This window comes from Plantibacter sp. CFBP 13570 (assembly GCF_014841395.1).
In the GTDB taxonomy this organism is placed as follows: Bacteria; Actinomycetota; Actinomycetes; order Actinomycetales; family Microbacteriaceae; genus Plantibacter; species Plantibacter auratus.
In genome coordinates this window covers 82,088-104,994 of the sequence record NZ_JACYTW010000006.1, presented here as the reverse complement: position 1 = coordinate 104,994, position 22,907 = coordinate 82,088, and the positions used below count along the sequence as shown (strand labels likewise).

Here is a 22,907-nt window from a genome sequence, read left to right as displayed (position 1 = left end):
GCGGCCGGTCCGACGGCGGCGACCGAGGGTTCCAGGAGCGGCACCGCGTGGTCGCGCCGCGGGCGGTCGCCGAAGCGCTCGGCCACATCGGCGAGCGACCAGTCCGGGTGGTCTTCGATGAAGCGCAGCACGAGGTCGAGGTCGAGGCGGATCCCGCTGATCGCCTTCGCGAGCCGGCGGACCGCCGCGTCGTCGGCCGAGGAGGACGTCGGACGCCGCGAGGCGGTCGCGGCCGAGAGCCGCCGGACCGTCTCCTCGGTCTCGAGCGGCAGGACGGTCCGACGGTCCACCGCGAGTCCCTCCGCAGCCGCCAGTGCCTCGAGGCCGTCGAGCCGGGCTCGCGAGGTCACGATCAGCTGGAGACCGCGCCCGGCGGGACCCCGGGCGTGGTCGGCGATCAGGAGTGGAGCGAGCTGCGCTGCGGAGAACGCGTCCTCGAGCAGGACGACGATCCGGCGGTCGCGCGCCGCCGTTCGGAGGGTCTCGCGCAGCGCTGCGGTGTCGAGGCGACGATCGGACCGACCTCCGACGGCGCGCACCAGTTCACGCAGCACCTCGTCCGCTTCCGCCGGACGCTGCCCGTCTTCGAATCCGTGCAACCGGACGAGGAGCACCACCGCACCGGGGGTACGGCGGCGTTCGACCTCGGCGAGCCGCCTCGCGACCTCGGCCTTGCCGACCCCGGGGAGCCCGGTGAGGACGACGACGGGTGCGGCAGCGGGCTCCACACCGGTGGACGTCGATCCCTCGGCTGCCGGCAGGACGGAGGCGGACACCGGGCCCCCGAGCGTCGCACCGTTCAGGCGCGCAGCAGTGGTGCGCCACTCGGCGGCCGCTGACGCTGAGGCTCCGAGGGCGAGGACGAGGTCGTGGATGAGCTCGGCGTCGACCCGATGCCGGTCGGTGCGGAAGCAGTCGTAGACCGTCACCTTGCCGGGGGCGTCGCGGGAACCTCGTCTGAGCCGGAGGGCACCGACCCGCCGGGCCAGCTCGGCGAACGACGGCGCACCGGCCGCCGCGCGCAACCCCGTGAGCGCCTCGGCCAGCTCCCCCAGGTCGGCGATGGACGAGAGGGTGGTCGGTCGCATCACCGGGCCCGGCGCGCCGGTGCCGTGGTCGCGCCAGGGTGGAACCGGACCGCGAACTGCTCGCACTCCGGATCGCGGCCGTCGAGCATGGCGACGATCGCCCGGCCGGCGGCCGACCCCTTCTCCCGGGAGGGCTGCCAGACCGTCGTGAGGTCGTAGTCGAGCCCTTCGACGCGGATGCCGTCGAACCCGACGACGCTGAGCTCCGCGGGAACGGAGATGCCGAGCTCCTCGGCTGCGCGGATGACGCCGGCGGCCAGGAGGTCGCTCTGTGCGGCGATCGCCGTCGGGCGCTCATCCGCCGGAACGTCGAGGATGGCGTGTCCGGCGACCCGCCCCTCCTCGAGCGATGACCCCGTGGTGACGAACCCCTGCGCGTCGGGGAAGACGTCGCGGAGGCCCTGCAAGCGTTCGATCGCCGGGACCGTCGTGGCGGATCGCTCCCACTCGGGCGTGAGCGGGCCGCGGCGTTCGGTCGAGTCGAGGTTGAGGGTGACGACGGCGACCCGCTCGTGGCCGCGGTCGGCGAGGTGTCGCGCCTCCTCACGCACGCCACCGCGGTTGTCGACGGCGATGTCGGGGACGCCGAGGGCTGCGAGTCCTTCGATCGACACGATCGGCATCCCCCGTCGGCTGAGGATCGCGACCGAGCTGTCGAGGTTCGGGCTGCAGCCGATGAGGACGACGCCGTCCATCGGTGCGTTGCTCAACTGCAGCGTGCCCTCCTGCGCATCGTTCAGGAGCAGCAGTCCCGCGCCGACCGCGCCGAGTTCGTCAGCGAGTCCGTCGAGGGTCTGGACCATCACCGGGTCGCGGAAGGAGTGCCCGATGCGGCCGGCGACGACGGCTCCGACGATGCCGCTGCGTCCCTGGCGGAGGGAGCGGGCCCGCGGGTCGGGGCCGGCGTAGTCGAGGTCGGCCGCAGCCTGCAGCACCCGCTGCTTGGTCGCTTCGGACACGGGTCCGGCGCCGCTGAACGCGAGCGAGGCGGTCGACGGCGACACACCCGCACGCTCGGCGACATCGGCGAGCGTCGGTCGCGAGGGGCGTGATTCCTGGTCCACGATCTGCTAGCTTAGTCGACGGAATCGAATCGATTCGATTTCCGCCAGATCCACCGAGACGCACGGGCCTCACCACCCCGCTCCACCGAGCGCCCAGGCGCACCAGCACCGATCCCGAGGACCCTGTGTCAGAGCCGACCAACCCGCAGACCGCACCCGTCGCACTACGCCCACGCCGCGAACTCCTCGCCTGGCGCAACGCGATCTTCGTGATCTTCGCCCTGAGCGGCCTCAGCATCGCGACGTGGGTGGCGCGCATCCCCGCCATCCGCGACAACCTCGAGCTGACCACCGGCGCCGTCGGGCTGCTCATCCTCGGCATGTCGATCGGATCGATCCTCGGCCTCGTCGCCTCCCAGCACCTCCTCGCGCGTCTCGGCCCGCGACACGGCATGCAGCTCACGCTCGGGCTCGTCGCGACCGGCTTGCTCCTCATCGGGGTCGGCGCGAGCCTCGTGCCACTCGAGGGCATCGTCCTCGTCGGGCTCATCATCTTCGGCTTCGGGAACGGAGCGCTCGACGTCATGATGAACGTCGAGGGCGCCGCGGCCGAGCAGGAGCTCGGCAAGACGGTGATGCCGCTGATGCACGCGTGCTTCAGCTTCGGCACGGTCGCCGGAGCAGGGCTCGGCGCACTCGCGTCCGCAGCCGGCCTCGAGGTCTTCTGGCACGCGCTCGTCATGGCGGTCGTCATCGCGATCGTCGCCGTCGTCGCCGTGCGCTTCGTCCCCGCCGAGCAGGTCGTCGCCGACGAACTCGACGACGCACCGAAGGCGCCGTGGCAGGACCGTCTCCGCGAGAGCCTCTCGGTCTGGGCGGACGGCCGCCTCATCCTCATCGGCGTCATCATGCTCGGCATGGCGTTCGCCGAGGGCAGCGCCAACGACTGGCTCGCACTCGCCGTGGTCGACGGCCATGAGCAGAGCAACACGACCGGCGCGCTCGTCTACGGCGTGTTCGTCACCGCGATGACCGTCGGTCGCATCGTCGGCGGGCCGCTCATCGACCGCTTCGGCCGGGTGCCGGTGCTGCAGGTGTCGGCCGCCGCGGCGATCGCCGGACTCGTCCTGTTCATCCTCACGCCGGTCACCGGCCTCATGGTCCTCGGAACCGTGCTGTGGGGACTCGGCGCCTCGCTCGGGTTCCCGGTGGGCATGTCCGCCGCGGCCGACGACTCCAAGCGCGCTGCGGCACGGGTGAGCGCCGTCGCGATGATCGGCTACTGCGCGTTCCTCGTCGGGCCGCCGCTCATCGGCATCCTCGGCGACGCCATCGGCCTGCTGAACGCCCTGTTCGTCGTGCTCGTACTCATCGTGTTCGCCGGCCTCGCGTCGCCGGCCGCCCGCGAGAGCAGCCGCCGCAAGCGCTGAGCCCTTTTCGTCCGCCCATGTTCGGGCGATTCACGGTTCCGTCGCCCGAACATGGGCGAATGGACGCGCTGCGGTGTCGCGGTAGGCTCGTCGTCGTGCGTTTGGTGATTGCGGAGTGCTCGGTCGACTATGCCGGACGGTTGTCGGCTCACTTGCCGCTCGCCAAGCGGCTGCTCATGGTGAAGAACGACGGCAGTTTGCTCGTCCACTCCGACGGCGGCTCCTACAAGCCGCTCAACTGGATGAGCCCGCCCTGCGTGCTCACGACGGTCGAGCCCGACGAGACGCAGGCCGCGGCCGGGATCACCGAGCTGTGGAACGTCACGCACAAGAAGACCGGCGACGCCCTCATCGTGTCGATCCACGAGGTCCACCACGACAGCGCGCACGAACTCGGCGTCGACCCGGGCCTCCAGAAGGACGGCGTCGAGGCGCACCTGCAGAAGCTCCTCGCCGAGCAGATCGAACTCCTCGGCGACGGCTACCGACTCATCCGCCGCGAGTACATGACCGCGATCGGCCCGGTCGACATCCTCGCCACCGACGCGACCGGGGCGTCCGTCGCGGTCGAGCTGAAGCGCCGCGGCGACATCGACGGCGTCGAGCAGCTCACCCGCTACCTCGAACTCATGAACCGCGACCCGCTCCTCGCTCCCGTGCAGGGCGTGTTCGCCGCCCAGGAGATCAAGCCGCAGGCGCGCACCCTCGCCCAGGACCGCGGGATCCGCTGCGTCGTCCTCGACTACGACGCGATGCGCGGCCTCGACGACAGCGACTCCCGCCTCTTCTGACGTCGACTGAGTCCCTTTCTCAGGAGTCCTCCGGCGCGTCGACTTCACCCGGCACCGACACGCCCGGACACTCCTGAGAAAGGCACCACCTACCGCTCAGTGACCTTTCTCAGGAGTCCTCCGGCGCGCCGGCTTCACCAGGCACCGACACGCCCGGACACTCCTGAGAAAGGCACTGGACCGACGGCCACGACTCGGGCTAGACGAACAGCCAGATGAGGGCGACCATCCCGAAGCCGACGACCGAGAGGATCGTCTCGAGCACGGTCCAGGTCGCGAGCGTCTGCTTCACCGACATGTTGAAGTACTTCGCGATGATCCAGAAGCCACCGTCGTTGACGTGCGAGAGCGTGATCGAGCCCGCGGCGATCGCGATGCCGATGAGCGCCAGCTGCGGCTGCGAGTAGTCGCCCGCGAGCACGACCGGCTGGAGGATCCCCGCCGTGATGACGATCGCCGCGGTCGCCGAGCCCTGCGCGATGCGGAGGCCGGAGCTGATGAGGTACGCGGACACGATGATCGGCAGGCCGAGCGAACCGAGCACCTCGGCCAGTGCCGCACCCACACCCGTCGCTGAGATGACCGCGCCGAAGAACGCGCCCGCACCGACGACGAGCAGGATCATGCCGATCGGTCGGAGTGACTGACCGGAGAGCTCGCCCAGCTCGGCGAGCGTCATGCCGCGCCGCACCCCCAGCACGTAGTACGCGAGGCAGACGGCGATCGTGAGTGCGACGGCCGGGTTCCCGATGAGCGTCAACGCCTCGAGGACCGGACCGTTCGGCAGCGCGAGGGCACCGAACGTCGCGGCGAGGATGAGCAGGATCGGCGTGACGATGATGAGACCGACGGCCCAGAGCGAGACGTCCTTGCGCTCGGGCGCGTCGTCCTCGGGTTCCAGCACATACTCCTCGGGAATCGAGACCATGACGCGCTTCCCGATCCAGAGCGGCCAGGCGATGCCCGACGCGATGAAGGCGGGGATGCCGCAGAGGAAGCCCATGAGGATGAGCCAGCCGAGCCCGACCTCGAAGGTGCCGGCGAGCGCCGTCGGGCCCGGGTGCGGCGGCAGGAACGCGTGCGTCATGGAGAGGCCGGCGAGCATCGGGAGCGCGTAGAGCACGAGCGACTTCCCGCCGCGACGCGCGGTGATGTAGACGAGGGGCGCGAGGACGAAGATGCCGACGTCGAAGAACACGGGGATGCCGAAGATGAGCCCGGTCAGTCCCATCGCAATCGGAGCGCCGCGCTCTCCGAAGCGGCCGAGCAGTTTCCGGATGAGCACGTCAGCACCACCGGAGCGCTCCAGGATCGCGCCGAGCACGGTGCCGAGACCGATGATGATCGTGATGTGCCCGAGGATCCCGCCGAAGCCGGTCTCGAGGAGCGACGCCCCCGGCTTGATCTGCTCGTCGTCGAAGGGGTCCGGCACGGCCACGCCGACGATCTGGTAGATGCTCGTCCCCGTCGCGAGCGCCAGGCCGATGCCGACGATGAAGAGCGAGATGAACGGTTCGAGCTTCACCCGGATGATGAGGAACAGCAGCACCGCGATGGCGACGGCGCAGAGGATGAGCAGGCCGGGGGTGGTCTGCTGCAGCCACCCGATGGGATCGCTCGGGGCTGGTGCGGCGGCGGCGACGCTGCGCGCGAGGGCGGTGATGGACATGGGAGGACCTTCTGTGTCGGCGGTGAGGAAGGGGAAGCGGTCAGGCCGGGCGGCGGCGGAGCGAACGACCGGGGACGGCGTCGGTGCGTCGACCGTCGGCGATGACGGCGGCACCGTTCACGAAGACCCACGGGATGCCCGCGGCCTGCTGCCGGGGCTCGGCGAAGGTCGCGCGGTCGGCGATGGTCGCGGGGTCGAAAAGGACGAGGTCGGCGACGGCTCCGACGCGGAGCACGCCGCGGTCGCTGAGTCCGAGTCGCGCGGCCGGTCGCGAGGTGAGGTGCGCGACGGCGTCTTCGAGCCCGAGCACCCCCTCTTCGCGAACGTAGTGGCCGAGGTAGCGCGGGAAGGTGCCCCAGGCGCGCGGGTGCGGCTTCGCGCCGATGAGGATCCCGTCGCTGCCGCCCGCGTGGGCCGGGTGCACCATCATCGTGCGCACGTTGGCCTCGTCGCCGACGTGCTGGAGGATGCCGGTCGCGAGCCGGTCGGCTTCGAGCAGCGCGAAGAACAGGGCCGTCGGGTCGCCCGACCACGCGTGTCCCGCATCCTCCGCGGCGATGTCGGCGACGGTCCGGCCGACGAACCCGGCGAGCTCGGGGTTCGCGACGCCGGAGATCTCGATCGTGGCCCAGTCGGTGACGACACCGTGACAGCCGTCCGTGCCGAGCACCTCGAGCTCGTATCGGATCCGCGCACGGACGTCGTCGTCGCCCAGACGCTCGATCGTCGCGTCCGGCCCGCCGACCGCCGCCCAGCTCGGCAGCAATGCCGACAGGGTCGTCGAACCGGGGAGGTAGGGATAGGTGTCGAGCGTGATGTCGACGCCGTCGGCGATGGCGGCGTCGATGAGCGCCACGAGTTCGGCGGCCCGGCCGGCGTTGACGCCGAAGTTCATCGTCGCGTGCGTGAGGTGCAGCGCGCACCCGGACCGGCGGCTGACGTCGATCATCTCCGCGTACGCCTCGAGTGCGCCCTTGCCGTACGAGCGCTGGTGGGGTGCGTAGAAGCCGCCGTACTCCGCGACGGTGCGGCACAGCGCGACGAGCTCCTCGGTGTCGGCGAACATGCCGGGCACGTAGGTGAGCCCGGAGGACATGCCGACGGCCCCCTCCCGCAGACCGGCCGCGACGAGCCCCTGCATGCGAGCGATCTCGTCAGCGGTCGCAGCCCGGTTCTCGGTGCCGACCACGAGCATCCGGACGGAGCCCTGCGGCACGAGGTAGGCGACGTTCAGCGCGGCCCCGCGGTCGACCCGGTCGAGGTACTCGCCGACGGTCCGCCACGAGAAGTCGACGTCGTCGGGTTGCCCGTTCCAGCCGGCGATCTGCTGCCGGACGATGGCCATGGTGCGGTCGTCCGTCGGGGCGTAGGAGAGCCCGTCCTGTCCGAGGACCTCCGTGGTGACGCCCTGCGAGACCTTGGCGAGGTGCTCGTGGTCGCGAAGGACGGCGAGGTCGGAGTGGGCGTGCATGTCGATGAAGCCTGGCGACGCGACCAGACCGTCGGCGTCGATGATCAGGGCGTCAGCGGGCGCGTCGGCCTCGGCGGACGCCCCGATCGCGATGATGCGGCCCCGGTCGATGAGCAGCGACCCGTGCACGCTCGGTCCGCCGGTGCCGTCGACGATGCGAGCGCCGCGGATGACCACCGCGCGCGCATCGTCCGTCGGTCGCGACGTCACGGCAGGAGGGCCGCCGTGGTGAAGGCGGTCGCACGCTCGGTGACCCCGGCCCAATCGGCCGCGGCGACGTCGGCCGCACCGACCACGCTCGACCCCGCCGTCACGGCAGCCGCGCCGGCCTGGATGTACTCGCGGGCGTTGCCGGCGTGCAGTCCGCCCGACGGCACGAGCCGGAGACCCGGGAACGGACCCTTGAGGTCCTTGAGGAAGCCGGACCCCATGGCGGCGGCCGGGAAGATCTTCACGGCGTGGGAACCGAGCGACGCGGCGCGCATGACCTCGCTCGGCGTCATCGCACCGAGCAGGAACGGGATACCGGCGGCGGTGGCGACCTCGGCCACCTCCTCGCTCAGACCGGGCGTGACCAGGAACTGCGCACCGCTGTCGATGGCGCGCTGCGCGGTGTCGCGATCCACGACCGTCCCCGCGCCGATCACGGCCCCGTGGTCGCCGATCGCGTCGGCCGCAGCGCGGATGAGTGCTTCGACGCCCGGCGTGGTGAAGGTGAACTCGACACTACGGATCCCGCCCGCGGCGAGCGCCCGGCAGAGTTCGACCGGGTCGGGGATGACGGGCACGCGGACGACGGCGATGGCGCGGTCGGCGTACAGGGCGTCGAGGGCGTGCGGCGTGGTGGGAGGGGTCTCGAGCGTCATGCGGGGCTCCTGTTCGGTTCGGCTCAGCCGAAGGTGGTGGTGACGGCGTCGACGGCGCTCGGTTCGGCGAAACGGACGTCGTCGATGACCACGAGGGCACGCCACTTGTCGAAGGTGGTGCACGGGTGGGAGAGGCCCAGGCGGATGACGTCGCCGACCTCGACGTCGCTGCCGGGCGGCAGGGAGACGAAGGTGTGCTGGTCGTTCATGGCCGTGGTCGTCGCGCCCGGGAGCGGTTCGACGGTGGTGGACCCGGCGCGGCGGACGCCCTGCACCTCGGGAAGCCCCTCGTCGAACGGGAAGTCGCGCTTCCCGCCGTCGACGAGCGCGAGGCCGGGCTCGGGGCGGGAGACGATCGTCGCCCAGCCGTGGATCGCGGAGCGGAAGTCGCCGGTGCCCTCGTGGCGGCCGAGCGGGGTGATCCCGCGGTAGAAGCCGTCGTCGTGGGTCACGTACGCGCCGGAGCGCAGCAGCACGTCGACGGCGTGTCCGTGAGCACCGTCGAGGTCGCGCAGTCCGGCGAGGACCTCGGCGACCACGTCGAAGTAGGCGCTGCCCCCGGCGGTCACGATGAGCGTCCGGACACGTCCGTCGTATCGGCCACCTGCGAGGAGCACGTCGTGGAGAGCGGCGAGCGACTCCAGGTAGTCGCGGACGATCTGCAGCGAACCGTCGTCGCCGTGGTGGGCGAGGGCCCCCTCGTAGCCGCTGACGCCGGCGAGCGCGAGCTCGGGAGAGGCGACGACGGCCTCGGCGATCTCGAGCGCGGTGGCGTGGTCCCGGGCTCCGGTGCGGCCGCCCGGCGCACCGAGTTCGACGAGCACGTGGAGGGGGCGACGGGGCGGCTGCTCAGCCAGCACGCGCGACATGATCTGCACCGCGCGGACGGAGTCGGCCCACACGACGATCTCGGCGTCGCCGCTGTCGAGGGCCCGCCCGACGGCGCGCAGGTGTTCGGGCTGCACGAGGGCGTTGGCGAGCATCACGCGGGGGATCGACCAGTCGAGCGCGACGGAGAGCTGCCACGGGGTCGCGACGGTGATGCCCCAGGCACCCGCGTCGAGCTGACGCTGCCACAGGGCTCGGTTCATCGTCGTCTTGCCGTGCGGCGCGAGGCCCACCCCTGCGCGGTCGCACCACTGCCGCATGGTCTCGACGTTGTCGGTGACCGCCGAGCGGTCGAGCGTCACGAGCGGCGTCGTGAAGTCGGCGAGCGCCGGTCGACCGGCGAGGAACGCGGCGGCGTCGGTCCCGACGGACGCCGGCGGGAAGCCCTTGAGGCTGCCGTCGAGCACGCCCAGCGCGCCGGCATCGAACTCGTCCGTCATCGTCTCCTCGTTTCGCGATCGAGCGCTGCACCCGCCGACGTCACGAGCGTCGAGCGTTGCGCATCTTGCAACCGACATTGCATCCGGCGCTACGTCTGTTCTAGCATTACGTCCACAGGCCGTCAACCGGACCCGGCCGAGACGCGAGGGGAACCGTGATGACGACGTCACCGTCCACCGTGAGCACGATCGGCGAAGCGATGGTCGTCCTCCTGCCCGAGGGCCAGCTTCCGGTCGCCGAGGCACGCGCCTACCAGACGGCTGTCGGTGGCGCCGAGTTCAACGTCGCCTCCAGCCTCGCGCGCCTGGGCGTCCCCACCCACTGGATCTCACGCCTCGGGGCCGATGGCTTCGGCGACTACATCCTCGAGACGGCCCGGCACGACGGCGTCCTCACCGACGCCGTCGAACGCGACGACCACCGGCCCACCGGCCTCTACGTCAAGGAGACGATCGTGAGCGCCGACGGCGACCGTCGGCCGCGGATGCACTACTACCGCAGCGAGTCCGCCGCGTCGCAGCTCGGCGCCGACACCCTGCGGCACGAGGCGACCCGGGCTGCCATCACCGCCTCCGCCATCGTGCACACCTCCGGCATCACCCCGGCCCTCTCCGACTCGACGGCGCTGCTCGTGGGCGGGCTGGGCGACGCGCTCCCCCGAGACACCGTCCTGAGCGTCGACCTCAACTTCCGGCCGCGACTCTGGGAGCGTCGCTCGACCGCCCCGCTGCACCGCCTGCTCGACCAGGCGTCCGTCCTGTTCCTCGGCGTCGACGAAGCGGAGCTGTTCTTCGGCCACACGGATGCCGCCCGCCTCTTCGCCGAGCTGCCGACCCTGCAGCGCATCGTGCTCAAGGACGAGGAGAACGCCGCGACCACCCTCCACCGTGGCTCCGAGGCGGGCATCGAGGTGCGGTCGTTGTCGGTCGACGTCGTCGAGACCGTCGGTGCGGGCGACGCGTTCGCCGCCGGCTACCTCGCCGGGCTGGCTTCGGGTCACTCGGACACCGCCTGCACGCGGCTCGGCCACGCGGTCGCGGCGTCGACGCTCATCTGCCACGGCGACCGCCCCGAGCTCGTACCCGACGCGCAGGGCGTCAGCATCATCGTCGAGGCGACCGATGAGGAGTGGGCGTCGTGGCGCATCACCGCGGAGCACCCACTGCCGTGGACGACCGTCGGCGCACACGGGATGATCGACGCATGAGCCAGTCCCTGTCCCGCGCGCTCGACCTCCTCCGCGAGATCGTCTCGGGCACCAACTCCCTCGACGCGCTCGCGGCGACGGCCGGCGTGCACAAGACCACGGTGCTGCGCCTGCTCAACACGCTCGAGGAGCACGGCTTCGTCACGCGCGACGCGTCGTTCCGGTACCACCTCGGGCGGGCGATGTTCGAGCTGACCCAGACCGCGCTCGACGAGCAGGACGTCCGCGGCGTCGCCGCTCCGCACATCCGGGCGCTCGGGGCTGCCACGGGCCAGACGGTGCACCTCGCCGCCTACGAGGGCGGCTCCGTCTTCTACATCGACAAGGTCGAGTCCCGTCAGCCCCTCCGCATGTACTCGCGCGTCGGCCTGCCCGCCTCCCTGTACGCGACCGGGGTCGCGAAGGTCCTCCTCGGTGGACTCGACGAGGCGGAGCGTCGACGCGTCGTCACGGGCATCGTGTTCGAGCGGTACACCGACAAGACCATCACCGACGCCGACGCCCTGCTCGCCGAGATCGAGCGTTCGACCGAACGCGGATGGGCCGAGGACCACGAGGAGCACGAGAGCTTCATGAACTGCGTGGCCGCGCCGGTCTTCGGGCCCGACGGCCGGGTCACCGCGGCGGTGTCGATCTCGGTCCCGACGATGGTCCTCCCCCACAGCGGCGTCCGCGCCCTCCTGCCGCAGCTCCTCGCCACCACGTCCGCGATCTCCACAGAACTCGGCTACGCACCGCCGGTCGCCGCCGAACCCTCCGCCACCGCCTGACCCCCATACCCGGTCCCCGACCACCCATCCCGGTCCCTGAGCTTGTCGAAGGGCCACCAACCGAAGGACACACCCCCATGACCGAACGCACCGCCATCTCCACCACCGACGCCCCGGCTCCGGCGCACACCTTCTCCCAGGGGGTCCGCAAGGGCAACTTCGTCCAGGTCTCCGGCCAGGGCCCCGTCGACCCCGCGACGAACGAGTACCTGTTCCCGGGCGACGTCGCCGCGCAGACCACCCGCACGCTGCAGAACGTCGAGGCGATCCTCGCGGCCGGCGGCGCGACCTTCGACGACGTCATGATGCTGCGCGTCTACCTCACCAAGCGCGAGGACTTCGCGATCATGAACGACGCCTACGGCGAATTCGTCGGCTCGCGTGTGAAGGGTGGCGTCCTGCCCTCGCGCACCACGGTCTTCACGGGCCTCCCGCGCGAGGAGATGCTCGTCGAGATCGACGCCATCGCGATCGTCGACTGACGCACGTCCATTCGCCCAAGTTCGGGCGACCGAGCGTTCGTTCGCCCAGAACTGGGCGAACGAACACGCCTCGCCGGAGGCTGGTAGCGTGGTGCGCGATAGCGCCTAGGGTTCCGGAGCGACAGCTCGACTGGTCCGAGCGGCGCCACGGTCGGCGGCCAGCCAACGACCGTCATCTGACAGAACAAAAGCCCGGAGAACCCTGATCGTCGCGCCCGCGAGGATCGGAAGGGTCTCACGTGTCTCTGCTCGCCGTCACCATCGTCCTCGCCGCCGCAGTCTGCCATGCGGCGTGGAACATCATCGCCCACGGCGTCAGCCGGATCGGCATGCCCTTCCTCTGGTGGGGCGCCGTGGCGAGCACCGTCCTGTGGGCGATCGTCGTCCCCTTCACCGGCGGTCTCGGTACGGACGACCTCGCCGGCTTCGCCATCGGCGTCGTCGTCTCCGCCGTGCTGCACTACGTCTACATGCTCGTGCTGCAACGCGGCTACGCCAGCGGACGCCTCTCCACCGTCTACGCCACGGCGCGCGGCACCGGCCCGACGATCAGCGTGATCATCGCGGTCCTCGTCCTCGGCGAGCGCCCGTCGCTGCTCGCGCTCCTCGGCGTCGCGGCGATCGTCGTCGGCGTCGTCGCGATCGGGTTCGTCGATCGCGGCAGCGACCCGTCACCGGTCGCCGTCGAGGTGCGTGCAACGCGACGACGCCTCGACCCTGCAGTCGCCTTCGGGCTCCTCACCGGGGTCGCGATCGCGGCCTACACGATCTGGGACGCGCACGCCGTCCGCACGTGGGGCGCCTCGCCCGTCGCGTACATGGTCGGCTGCACCGCGGTCGAGGTCGTCCTGTTCTCCGGATCGCTCGGGCGCCGGGCACGCGAACTGCCGGCGGTCCTGCGCGCCCACTGGCCGCGCATCCTCGCCTTCGGAGTGCTCTCGCCGATGTCGTACATCCTCGTGCTCGTCGCCATCACCATGGCGCCGGTCGCGCTCGTCGCACCGATGCGCGAGGTGAGCGTCATCCTCGTCAGCCTGTTCGGCGCACTCGTGCTCCGCGAGGGCCGACCCGTACGCCGGATCGCCGCGGCGACCGTCGTCGTGATCGGCGTCGCCCTCCTCGCGGGCTGACCAGCGGACACCCGGACGCCGGCACGGACCACCGCGACGACCGCCTCAGGTGACCTTCACCGAGCGCCACGTGCCCTGGTCGTTCACCCAGAGCAGCCCGTTGCCGACGAGCAGGTCACCCGACCCGCCACCGGCCGGGCGCGCCGTACCCATGTGCCTGGTCGTGACGTAGCTCGTCGCCGGCTGCGCATTGATGTGGGCGCTGCCGGAGACCGAGAGCCGGTTGGCCGCGACCATGGAGCGGCCGGTGGAGCCGTACGTGTCGATCCCGGTCGCGCACGTCAGAACCGTGTTGCCGACGATGGTCACCCCGCCCGTCGAATTGGTGACGGCGAGCCCGATCCGGAACCCCTCCACCCGGTTGCCGGTGACCTGCACGGCTCCGGCACCCTGATGCTGCACGCCGTACCCGCTGGCCTCACCTGCACCGAGGAGCGAGTTGTCGGCGACGACGATGTCGCTGCTGAGATACGAGACGACGCCTCCCGTGGTCCCGCTCGGCGTGGTCACGCTGAGCCGGTTGCCGACGACGAGCGGCCGGATCGCGCGTTGCAGCACCACCCCACTCGGACACGTGCCGCCGGCGAGCCGGATGACGTTGTCGGTGATCACCGTGTCGGTCGAACCGACGGGCGTCTTGGTGTCGCCCGAGGGCATGGTCGCGTCCTGCAGGCGGATGGCAGCGGAGGCGACGCCGCGGATCTCCAGCACGTTGCCGTCCACCACCGTGGCCTCCGCGCTGCGGTAGACCATGATCGGCCCGCGCGACGGACCCCAGACCGACCCCTGGTCATCCTCGGCCGCCCGCGTCCAGCGCACCGTGTTGTTCGAGATCCCGGTCGAGCGCGTGTCGATCGCGGCGATGCCCCACCAGGTGCTCCCGGTGACGGTGTTCCCCGACACGGTGGCGTGCGACACCGCCTCCAACGCGATGCCGCGGCGGAACGGACCGCTGACGACGTTGTCGTTGATCGAGAACATCGCGTCGGGGTAGAGCCCCGGGTCGACCTCGTAGTCCGACAGACCTTCCGCGTGGATGCCGATCCGCGCGTCCGTGCCGGCGAGCGCGTTCACGACGTTGCCGGACACGAGCGCACGAGCACCCCAGATGGTGATGCCGTCGCCGCGATCCTCGCCGGCCCTCGACGTCGAACCGCGGCCACCGCCCACGCCGACGATGTCGACGATGTGGCAGTTCGTGACGATGACGCCCTCGAACTCGCCGGTGGGCTCGTTCACCACGCCGTTCTGGAAGCCGACGATCCGCACCCCGTCGACGATGACGTCGCTCGTCCGGATGTCGATGCCGATGTTGCGCGCACCCGTGGCGGAACCGAGGTGGTCCGGGTTCGTCAGGCGCACCTCCCGCACCGTCGACCCCGGAGCGGTGACGCGGATCGCGGGCGCGTTCGTGATGCCGGCCGTCCACCGGAGCTCGCCACTCCCCCGGAGCGCCAGCCGGCGGTCGAGCAGGAGGGTCGCGTCGAGCGCGATGACGGCGCCGCCCGGCACGATGATCGTGCTGCCGTCCGGCGCCGCCGACAACAGCGCCTGGACCGCGGTCGTCGAGACGGTCGCGCCGGTCGGATCGATGCCGTCACCGGCCAGGACGATCGTGCCGTCGTCCGTCGCCTGCGTCGAGGGGGCTGGCGGATCGGCCTCGGTGGGCGTCTCGGGGGCGTCGGGTGCCGGGCCGGGTGGGGTCGGGGCGGGAGGCTCGGGTGACGGGTCTGGTGTCGGCGATGGGGCAGGGTCGGGCTGGACGTCCGGTGGCTGGGTGTCGTCGCTCGTCATCTGTTCCCCCGAACCGTCGTGTGCGTCCTCGTACCGCACCACGGTAACCCGCTGGAACCTGAAATACCAGAGGCGCTTGTGTGCCGAGGGCGTGACGTGAGCGCGCCCCTGTGACGTGAGCGCGGGCCTCCGGAGGGGCGCACTCACGCCACAGGGGCGCGGTCGGGTCAGCGCACCGCGCTGGCCGCAGGGATCACCAGTCGTGGACGGTGCCGTCGGCGAGGCGGTTGTAGGGCAGGTAGGCGCGCTGGTACGGGTACTTCCCCGCCTCGTCGACATTCAGCTCGACACCGAGACCCGGTGCTTCTCCCGGGTGCAGCATGCCGTTCTCCCAGGTGTACGACTGCTGGAACACGGCGTCCGTCTTCTCGCCGTGCTTCATGTACTCCTGGATGCCGAAGTTGTGGATCGACAAGCCCAGGTGCATCGCGGCCGCCATCCCGACCGGGGAGATGTCCGTCGGGCCGTGCATGCCCGACTTGATCTGGTACTGCGCCGCGTAGTCCAACGTCTTCTTCAGATGCGAGATCCCACCCATGTGCGTGACCGCACCACGCACGTAGTCGATGAGCTGCTCCCGGATGATCTGCTGGTAGTCCCACACCGTGTTGAAGATCTCCCCGATCGCCAACGGCGTCGTGGTGTGCTGCCGCACGAGGCGCAACGCCTCCGGGTTCTCCGCCGGCGTGCAGTCCTCGAGCCAGAACAGGTCGTAGGGTTCGAGGCTCTTGCCGAGCTTCGCGGCCTGGATCGGCGTCATCCGGTGGTGCCCGTCGTGCAGCAACGGCAGCTCCGGCCCGAACTCGTTCCGGACCGCCTCGAACACCGTCGGCAGGTGACGCAGGTACGACCGGGTGTCCCAGTCCTCCTCGTTCGGGAGCCCACCGCGCTGCGCCGGCTCGTGGTCGTAGCGGACACCGGTGTTGCCCTCGAACGTCGCGTTCGACGCGATCCCGTAGATCGACTTCAGACCCGGCACCGCCGTCTGGATGCGGATGGCCTTGTAGCCCTGCGCCTGGTGCTCGCGCACGCTGTCGAACAGCTCGTCGTTCGTCTTCCCCGACGCGTGCCCGTAGGCGAGGAGCCCCGTCCGCGACGCCCCACCCAGCAACTGGTACACCGGCATGCCCGCAGCCTTGCCCTTGATGTCCCACAGCGCCATGTCGACCGCCGCGATCGCCGCCATCGTCACCGGACCACGCCGCCAATACGCCGAGCGGTAGAGGAACTGCCAGGTGTCCTCGATCCGCGACGCATCCCGCCCGAGCAGCAGCGGCACCACGTGCTCGGACAGATACGCCACCACCGCGAGCTCACGCCCGTTCAGCGTCGCGTCGCCCAGACCCGTCAGGCCGTCGTCGGTCGTGAGCTTCAACGTCACGAAGTTCCGGTCCGGACTCGTGACGATGACCTCGGCCTTGTCGATGTTCATGGGTACTGCTCCTTCGTGCGTTGCGGCCGATGTGGCCGGGTGGTTCCGGACTCAGGCGGACCGGGAGGAGTCGTCCGGGGTGGGCCCTTCGACAGGCTCAGGGACCGGAAGACGATGCTCAGGGACCGGAAGACGATGCTCAGGGACCGGAAGAGGGTGCTCAGGGACCGGAAGACGATGCTCAGGGACCGCGAGAGGGTGCTCAGGGACCGGGGAAGCGAGCTCGTCGACCAGGCGCCCCAGCTCGGTGACGAGCGCGGAACCGTCATCCGGCTCCGAGTCGAGGAGGCGGGGATCGATCAGGCGTACGAGTGCCGCGGTCCGCTCCCGACCCTGGAAGCGGAGCGCTTCAGTGACGGCGGCACCGCTCGCGTCACCCGGGCGGTCGTCACCCTGGACGGCCGCCACCCACGCGGCGATCACCCGCAGGGACCCGGTTCCCAGCCGACCGGCGGCCCGCTCCGCGAGGAGGGTCGACACGATCCGCACCCGCAGCTTGGTGACCCCCTCGAGCGCGATCTGTTGCAGTCGATGCTCGATGCGCGCGTTGTCGAAGCGCTCCAGAAGTGCGGTGCGATACGCCGTCAGCCCGAGGTCGTCAGGCAGGTGGCGCTCCGTCTCGTCCCAGTACTCCTCGACCCAGGCCCGGCACTGCTCGTCGCCGACCGCCTCAGCGACCGTCGCATGATCGCGCAGCGGGCCCGCGTAGGCGAGGAGGCTGTGGGCGCCGTTCAGCAGCCGCAGTTTGCGTTGCTCGTAGGGCTCGAGGTCGTCGACGAACCGGGCACCCGCGGACTCCCACGCCGGCCGCCCGGCAGGGAAGTCGCCGCTCAGCACCCAGTCGGTGAAGGGCTCGGTGACGACGGGAGCGGCATCGGTGAATCCGGTGAGTTCCGCGGCCGTCGCCTCGTCGGCAGGCGTGGGACGCGGCGTGATGCGGTCGACCGAGGACGAGACGAACGAGACTTCGTCGGCGATCCACCGAGCGGTCTCCGGGCGGACCCGGTCGGCGAGGGCGAGCATCGCGCGACGGACGAGCGCACCGCCGTCGGCGATGTTGTCGCACGGCACGATCGCGATCGGACCGGCCCCGGCGCGACGACGGGCTTCGAGGCCGAGGAGCAGCCGACCGAGCGTCGTGGTCGGTCGGGCGTCCCGGAGGTCCGCCCCGTCGTCCAAGGCGTCCGACAGCAGGGCGACGTCATGCTCGACCGCCGGATCCGACGCGTCCGGCCTCCCTTCGGCATCGAGCCGGTACCCGGACTCGGTGACGGTGAGGGTGACGATGGCCGTCGTCTCGGCGGCGAGGAGGTCGTGGAGCCGTGCGACGTCGGCGCCGTCCCTCGCTTCGACGATCGAACCGACGATCGTGGCCGAGTCGCCGTCCGCCGAGCGCTCGACGACCGTGTAGAGGCAGTCCTGGGCGTCCAAGTCGACTGCGGCCTGCGGACTCCGGCCGGTGAAGGCGGCGATGCCCCACTCGTGATCGGGATCGACGAGCTGGGTGTACCAGGCCTGATGGGCGCGGTGGAAGGCGCCGAGTCCGAGGTGGACGATCCGGACCGGCGCCGATGGGAACTCGGGCAGCCGCACGCGGGACAGACGCGGGACCGCCGGCTCCCCCGGCGCTCCGGCAGCGCTGTCGACGTTCGTCACGGTGCTCACAGCTTGAACACCCGTCGCGGCTGGTCGACGACGAGGTCGAGGATGATGCGTTCGGCCGTCGCCTGGTCGATGCGCCCCTCCCGCACGAGTCGCGCGAGGAAGGACGCGTCGAGGCGCCGGGACATGTCGTGTCGGGCGGGGATCGAGAGGAACGCCCGCGTGTCGTCGATGAAGCCCGATCCGCGCGAGAACCCGGCCGTCTCCGTCACGGCGGACCGGAAGCGCAGGACGGCGTCGGGCGCGTCGAGGAACCACCACGGTGCGCCGATGAAGACACTCGGGTAGAACCCGGCGAGCGGTGCGATCTCCCGCGAGTAGCTCGTCTCGTCGACGCTGAAGAGGACGAGGTGGAATCCCGGAGCCGTGCCGAATCGCTCCAGCAACGGGCGCAGGGGGCGGACGTAGTCGGTGCGGACCGGGAGGTCGTGCCCGGTGTCCGGTCCGAAGCGGGCGAGCGTCGGCGCGTGGTGGTTGCGGTGGACGCCGGGGTGCACCGTCATGACGAGGCCGTCCTCGACGCTCATCCGCGCACTCTCGAACAGCATGTGCGCGGCGAACCGCTCGAGGTCGGCGGCGTCGGCGGTCCCCGACAGCGCGCGGTCGAACAGCGCTGCAGCGTCCGCCTCCTCGAGTTCGAGCGTGAGTGGCTGCGGGACGCCGTGGTCGGCCGACACCGCCCCGTGCTCGATGAAGTGGCGACGGCGCCCGGCGAGCGCTTCGAGGTAGCCGCGATAGCTGCCCTCCGGCGTCCCGTTCCAGGCGGCGAGCGAAGCGACCCGCTCCGCCCACCCGGCCTTCGCCGGATCGAGGTACGCGTCGGGCCGGAAGGTCGGCAGGACGCGCCCGCTGAAGGTGGGGTCCGCCGCGAGGGCGGCATGCGCGGCGAGGTCGTCCATCGGGTCGTCGGTGGTCGCGAGCACCTCGATGCGGAAGCGGTCGAACAGCGCACGCGGACGGAACGCCGGCGCTTGGAGCGCCTCGTGGACCGTGTCGAAGAGCCGGTCGGCGTTCGCTCCGTCCGGCTGCTCCGTGACACCGAACTGCTCACCGAGGATCGAGCTCAGCCAGTACCCGGAGGCGGTGCCGGCGTACAGGTGCCAGTGTTCGCAGAACCGTCGCCAGGCGTCCCGCGGCGCGGCGACGGCACCACCCTCCGCGAGGTCGGGTACGCCGACGTCCGCGAGGGAGAACCCGGCGGCGTGCAGCAGGCGGGTGACGTAGTGGTCGTGCCGGAGGAACAGCTCGGTGGCGTTCGCGAACGGGGTGTCCTCGACGAGGATCGCCGGATCCACGTGCCCGTGCGGCGAGATGATCGGCAGGGCCTCGACCGAGCGGTAGAGCGCCCTGGCGACGTCGCGCGTCCCCGGGTCGGCGGGGAGGAGGCGGTCTGGATCGTTCTGCAGCGTCGTTGGCACGCCTCCATTGAAACCGGGGGACCGCGGTCTGTCAACCGATTGCCACACCCTTCTGGCAATCGCTTGCCAGATCGACGACCGTCTGCGAGACTGATCCCGCTTCCGCCCGGAACCGTCGTGGTCCAACACCACTGAAACGCTTCAGCGACGCGAGGAGCAGACCCCGCTATCAAAGGAGATTGCAGTGGCAAACAGCGTTCGTATCGGAATCGCGACCGCGGGAATCCTCGCCCTCGCACTGACCGCGTGCTCGGGACCGGGTGGCGACGACTCGGCCGACGGCCCGGTGACGCTCGAGTTCTGGGCCTGGGGCTCGAACATCGACAAGCGCGTCGAGGTGTGGAACGAGGCCAACCCCGACATCCAGGTCAACATCTCGCAACCCGCGAGCGGAGCGGACATGCCCGTCCGCGTCCTGAGCGCCGTGCGTGCCGGTGACGGCCCCGACATCGCGCAGGCCGAGTACACGCAGTTGCCGACCTACGTGTCGGCCGGCGTCCTCGCCCCACTCGACAGCGCGAAGCAGGACCTCGAGGAGGCCTACTCCCCCACGGTGCTCGAGAGCGTGTCCTTCGACGACACCGTCTACGGCGTTCCGCAGGACCTCGGACCGGCGCTCTTCGTCTACCGGAACGACCTCTTCGCGCAGTACGGCCTCACCCCGGCCGCGAGCTGGGACGACTTCCGGGCCCTCGCGGAGCAGGTCCGCACCCTCGACGGTGACCGCTACCTCTTCAACTTCAGCTCGATCGACGCCGACCAGTTCATGGGACTCGCCCTGCAGAACGGCGCCCAGTGGTGGGACTACTCCGACGAGCAATGGGGTGTCGACATCGACAGCGCCGAGACGCAGGAGGTCCTGGACTTCTGGCAGGGCATGGTCGAGGACGATCTCGTGAGCACCTACCAGACCGGCAGCCCCGAGCAGATCGAGGCGACCGCGAGTGGCCGGGTGCTCGGCACGATCGCCGGCGCCTGGGCTCCCGGCCCGCTGCTCAACCAGTACCCCGACACCGTCGGGCTCTGGTCGGCCGCGCAGATCCCGCAGTGGGACGCCGCCGATCCGCGGGTCTTCGCCCGCGGCGGCTCGGCCAACGTCATCCTCAAGGAGAGCCCGCACTACGATCAGGCGCTCGAGTTCATCACCTGGCTGAACGCGTCCGATGAGGGCGCCGAGGGGCTCGTCGAGGTCAACAAGTTCACCGGTGCCCTGCACGGCCAGGAGATCGATCGCACGCCGCCGGAGCTCATGCCCGAGGACACCACCTACTGGCCGAGCGCCACGGAAGCGGCGTCGAAGCTCGTCACCGTGCAGTGGGGCCCGAACACGCAGGTGGCCTTCACCGCCATCACCGACGAGCTCGGCAACGCAATCGAGGGGACGAGCCCGTGGGCGGACGTGCTCACGAAGGTGCAGGACATCGTGGAGAAGGACCTGGCCGGCTGATGACCGCGCCGACCATCGAGCGGGACCGCGGCCGGACGGAGGACGATCCGACCGCGGTCCCCACCAGACGGCGCGTCTCGCTGACCCGCCCGCACCACCTGTTCGCCTGGGTGCTCATCGCTCCCGCTGTGGTCCTGTTCGTCTTCGTGTTCGTCATCCCGATCGTGTACTCCGGGAGCCTCAGCCTCATGGGCACCGCGGCCGGCGCGAGCGCCTACGGCGTGCGCGAGGAGGTGTTCGTCGGCCTCGGCAACTACACCAAGGTGCTCCAGGACCCGACGTTCTGGACGAGCCTCGGCAACCTCGCCGTGTACGCGCTCTTCCTCGTGCCGATCATGATGCTCACGGCGATGCTGTTCGCGCTGCTGCTCGACCTCCCGAGAGCCCACCTCCGCGCCTTCAGCCGGATGGCGATCTTCCTGCCGTACGGCGTGCCGAGCGTCATCGCGGCGCTCATGTGGGGGTTCCTGTACGTGCCCGAGATCAGCCCGATCTACCAGCTCGCCGAGACCTTCGGCCTGGAGTTCCCGACATTGCTGCGCGGCGACCTCGTCATGACGGCGATCATCAACGTCGTGCTGTGGGGCGGGATCGGCTTCAACACGATCATCCTCTACACCTCGCTGCAGTCGTTGCCGAAGGAACAGATCGACGCCGCCAGGATCGACGGCTGCAACGAACCGCGCATCGCCTGGTACATCAAGCTGCCCCACATCGTGCCTGCCACGATCCTCACCGGACTCTTCTCGATCATCGGCGCACTCCAGGTGTACAGCGAGCCACAGATGCTCTCGAGCCTCACCCCGGCCATCAGCTCGACCTACTTCCCGTTGATGCGGGTGTACCGGGACGCCTTCGCCCACGACGACCTCAACTCGGCGTCGGCGGCATCCATCATCCTCGCCCTCGCCACGGTGCTGCTGTCGCTCCTGGTGCTCGGCGGGCAACGCCTCGCAGCTCGGAGGAACGCATGACCACCACCGCACGCACCGCGGAACGCGCGGAGGAGGACCGTCGAGCTCACGAGACCGTCGTCCGCGCCGATCGCGGCCGCATCCGCAAGCCGAAGGAGTCCGTCAGCCTCGTCCACAAGCTCGGCGGGATCCTCCCGACAATCGTCCTCCTGATCGCCGTCCTCTACTTCCTGCTCCCGATGGTGTGGGTCGTGTTCGCCGCCACGAAGAGCACCGGCGAGCTGTTCTCCACGAGCGCGTTCACCTTCGGGTCGAGCCTCGTCGACAACATGACCGACCTGTTCGCGTACGAGAACGGCTCCTTCGCGCGCTGGCTGGGCAACAGCTTCATCTACTCGATCGGCGGCGCACTCCTGTCGACCGCCGTCTCCGCCGCCGCCGGCTACGCGCTCGCGCTCTACCGGTTCCCGGGCAAGAAGGCCGTCATGGTGGGACTGCTCGCCGGCGTGCTCCTCCCGACGATCACGCTCGCGATCCCGCAGTACATGCTCTTCGCGCAGCTGAACCTCACGAACACCTACTGGGCGGTGCTCATCCCGATCTCGATCACCCCGTTCGGGATCTACCTCTCCTACGTGTTCGCGCGGGGCTCGGTGCCGCAGGAACTCCTCGAGGCGGCACGCGTGGACGGGTCGAACGAGGGACGCACCTTCGTCTCGATCGGCCTGCCGCTCTTGTTCCCCGGCCTCGTGACCGTGTTCCTGTTGCAGTTCATCGGCGCCTGGAACAACTTCCTGCTGCCGTACATCATGCAGTCGAAGTCGGAGCTGTCGCCCATCACGGTCGCCATGTTCCTCATGCTCAACCGTGGCGGTAGCGAACCGGTGCTCTACTCGGTCGCCATCGCCGGGGCGCTCATCGCCGTCATCCCCGTGGTGATCTTCGTGCTCGTCCTCCAGCGGTTCTGGCGCCTCGACCTCATCTCGGGGAGCCTGAAGTAGCG

At 70.5% G+C, this 22,907-nt stretch carries 19 protein-coding genes; 9 read left to right on the top strand and 10 right to left on the bottom strand.

The features are described 5' to 3' along the window. Both IFT89_RS03990 and IFT89_RS03985 read right to left on the bottom strand, forming a co-directional pair. Nucleotides 1–1,088 (bottom strand): ATP-binding protein (locus IFT89_RS03990; protein ID WP_202938302.1); only part of this gene is annotated, 1,088 nt, incomplete at its 3' end. Further along, nucleotides 1,088–2,152 (bottom strand): LacI family DNA-binding transcriptional regulator, encoded by a 1,065-nt coding sequence (locus IFT89_RS03985; protein WP_240043988.1) that lies wholly within the window; start codon nucleotides 2,150–2,152, stop codon nucleotides 1,088–1,090. The genes IFT89_RS03985 and IFT89_RS03990, both read right to left, overlap by 1 nt. Nucleotides 2,153–2,277: 125 nt before the next feature. Between IFT89_RS03985 and IFT89_RS03980 the strand changes: the two genes are divergently transcribed. Next, entirely contained in the window at nucleotides 2,278–3,522 is a 1,245-nt protein-coding gene (locus IFT89_RS03980; protein WP_191940027.1) for an MFS transporter, read from the top strand. A 95-nt stretch (nucleotides 3,523–3,617) separates the two neighbouring features. After that, nucleotides 3,618–4,313, top strand: coding sequence for an endonuclease NucS (gene nucS, locus IFT89_RS03975; RefSeq protein WP_202938301.1), 696 nt, complete (start codon nucleotides 3,618–3,620; stop codon nucleotides 4,311–4,313). 199 nt (nucleotides 4,314–4,512) lie between these two features. Here the strand turns inward: nucS and IFT89_RS03970 are convergent, their stop codons facing one another. Genes IFT89_RS03970 through IFT89_RS03955 form a run of 4 tightly spaced genes read right to left on the bottom strand, consistent with a single transcriptional unit; the run spans nucleotide 4,513 to nucleotide 9,647 of the window. After that, on the bottom strand, nucleotides 4,513–5,982 hold the full coding sequence (locus IFT89_RS03970) for a GntP family permease (protein ID WP_202938300.1): 1,470 nt from the start codon (nucleotides 5,980–5,982) through the stop codon (nucleotides 4,513–4,515). A 40-nt stretch (nucleotides 5,983–6,022) separates the two neighbouring features. Continuing rightward, a complete protein-coding gene (locus IFT89_RS03965) occupies nucleotides 6,023–7,663 on the bottom strand; it encodes an N-acyl-D-amino-acid deacylase family protein (protein ID WP_307783418.1) in 1,641 nt (546 codons plus the stop codon). Then, a complete protein-coding gene (locus IFT89_RS03960; RefSeq protein WP_202938299.1) occupies nucleotides 7,660–8,319 on the bottom strand; it encodes a bifunctional 4-hydroxy-2-oxoglutarate aldolase/2-dehydro-3-deoxy-phosphogluconate aldolase in 660 nt (219 codons plus the stop codon). Before IFT89_RS03960 ends, IFT89_RS03965 begins: the two co-directional genes overlap by 4 nt. Before the next feature lie 23 nt (nucleotides 8,320–8,342). Next, entirely contained in the window at nucleotides 8,343–9,647 is a 1,305-nt protein-coding gene (locus IFT89_RS03955; RefSeq protein WP_202938298.1) for an amino acid deaminase, read from the bottom strand. Nucleotides 9,648–9,805: 158 nt separating this feature from the next. Here IFT89_RS03955 and IFT89_RS03950 point away from each other — a divergent pair, with 158 nt between their 5' ends. The 4 genes from IFT89_RS03950 to IFT89_RS03935 all read left to right on the top strand — a co-directional run bounded on the left by IFT89_RS03950 (nucleotide 9,806) and on the right by IFT89_RS03935 (nucleotide 13,237). Beyond that, nucleotides 9,806–10,855 (top strand): sugar kinase, encoded by a 1,050-nt coding sequence (locus IFT89_RS03950; protein ID WP_202938297.1) that lies wholly within the window; start codon nucleotides 9,806–9,808, stop codon nucleotides 10,853–10,855. After that, nucleotides 10,852–11,625, top strand: a complete 774-nt coding sequence (locus IFT89_RS03945) for an IclR family transcriptional regulator (protein ID WP_202938296.1) — start codon at nucleotides 10,852–10,854, stop codon at nucleotides 11,623–11,625. Before IFT89_RS03950 ends, IFT89_RS03945 begins: the two co-directional genes overlap by 4 nt. Nucleotides 11,626–11,702: 77 nt before the next feature. Beyond that, the gene (locus IFT89_RS03940; protein ID WP_064293914.1) at nucleotides 11,703–12,107 is read left to right on the top strand and encodes a RidA family protein; all 405 of its coding nucleotides are present in this window, start codon (nucleotides 11,703–11,705) and stop codon (nucleotides 12,105–12,107) included. Nucleotides 12,108–12,346: 239 nt separating this feature from the next. Beyond that, the gene (locus IFT89_RS03935; protein ID WP_191940021.1) at nucleotides 12,347–13,237 is read left to right on the top strand and encodes an EamA family transporter; all 891 of its coding nucleotides are present in this window, start codon (nucleotides 12,347–12,349) and stop codon (nucleotides 13,235–13,237) included. 45 nt (nucleotides 13,238–13,282) lie between these two features. Here IFT89_RS03935 and IFT89_RS03930 read toward each other — a convergent pair whose 3' ends face one another. From IFT89_RS03930 to uxaC, 4 genes are all read right to left on the bottom strand, one after another. Next, complete coding sequence (locus tag IFT89_RS03930) at nucleotides 13,283–15,031, bottom strand: NosD domain-containing protein (protein ID WP_202938295.1); 1,749 nt, start codon at nucleotides 15,029–15,031, stop codon at nucleotides 13,283–13,285. A gap of 193 nt (nucleotides 15,032–15,224) precedes the next feature. Continuing rightward, complete coding sequence (gene manD, locus IFT89_RS03925; protein ID WP_137242821.1) at nucleotides 15,225–16,463, bottom strand: D-mannonate dehydratase ManD; 1,239 nt, start codon at nucleotides 16,461–16,463, stop codon at nucleotides 15,225–15,227. A 51-nt stretch (nucleotides 16,464–16,514) separates the two neighbouring features. Further along, a complete protein-coding gene (locus IFT89_RS03920) occupies nucleotides 16,515–18,119 on the bottom strand; it encodes a mannitol dehydrogenase family protein (RefSeq protein ID WP_213014158.1) in 1,605 nt (534 codons plus the stop codon). A 5-nt stretch (nucleotides 18,120–18,124) separates the two neighbouring features. Continuing rightward, the gene (gene uxaC / locus IFT89_RS03915; RefSeq protein ID WP_202938294.1) at nucleotides 18,125–19,543 is read right to left on the bottom strand and encodes a glucuronate isomerase; all 1,419 of its coding nucleotides are present in this window, start codon (nucleotides 19,541–19,543) and stop codon (nucleotides 18,125–18,127) included. A 184-nt stretch (nucleotides 19,544–19,727) separates the two neighbouring features. On the opposite strand from uxaC, the gene IFT89_RS03910 reads away from it, so the two are divergent. The 3 genes from IFT89_RS03910 to IFT89_RS03900 are packed head-to-tail and all read left to right on the top strand — an operon-like array spanning nucleotide 19,728 to nucleotide 22,905. Further along, entirely contained in the window at nucleotides 19,728–20,990 is a 1,263-nt protein-coding gene (locus IFT89_RS03910; RefSeq protein ID WP_202938293.1) for an ABC transporter substrate-binding protein, read from the top strand. Continuing rightward, nucleotides 20,990–21,964 carry a carbohydrate ABC transporter permease gene (locus tag IFT89_RS03905; protein ID WP_202938292.1) on the top strand — a complete coding sequence of 325 codons (975 nt, stop codon included), beginning with the start codon at nucleotides 20,990–20,992 and terminating at the stop codon, nucleotides 21,962–21,964. The genes IFT89_RS03910 and IFT89_RS03905 overlap by 1 nt, the downstream gene beginning before the upstream one ends. Beyond that, entirely contained in the window at nucleotides 21,961–22,905 is a 945-nt protein-coding gene (locus tag IFT89_RS03900) for a carbohydrate ABC transporter permease (protein ID WP_202938291.1), read from the top strand. Before IFT89_RS03905 ends, IFT89_RS03900 begins: the two co-directional genes overlap by 4 nt. The last annotated feature ends 2 nt before the right edge of the window (nucleotides 22,906–22,907 follow it).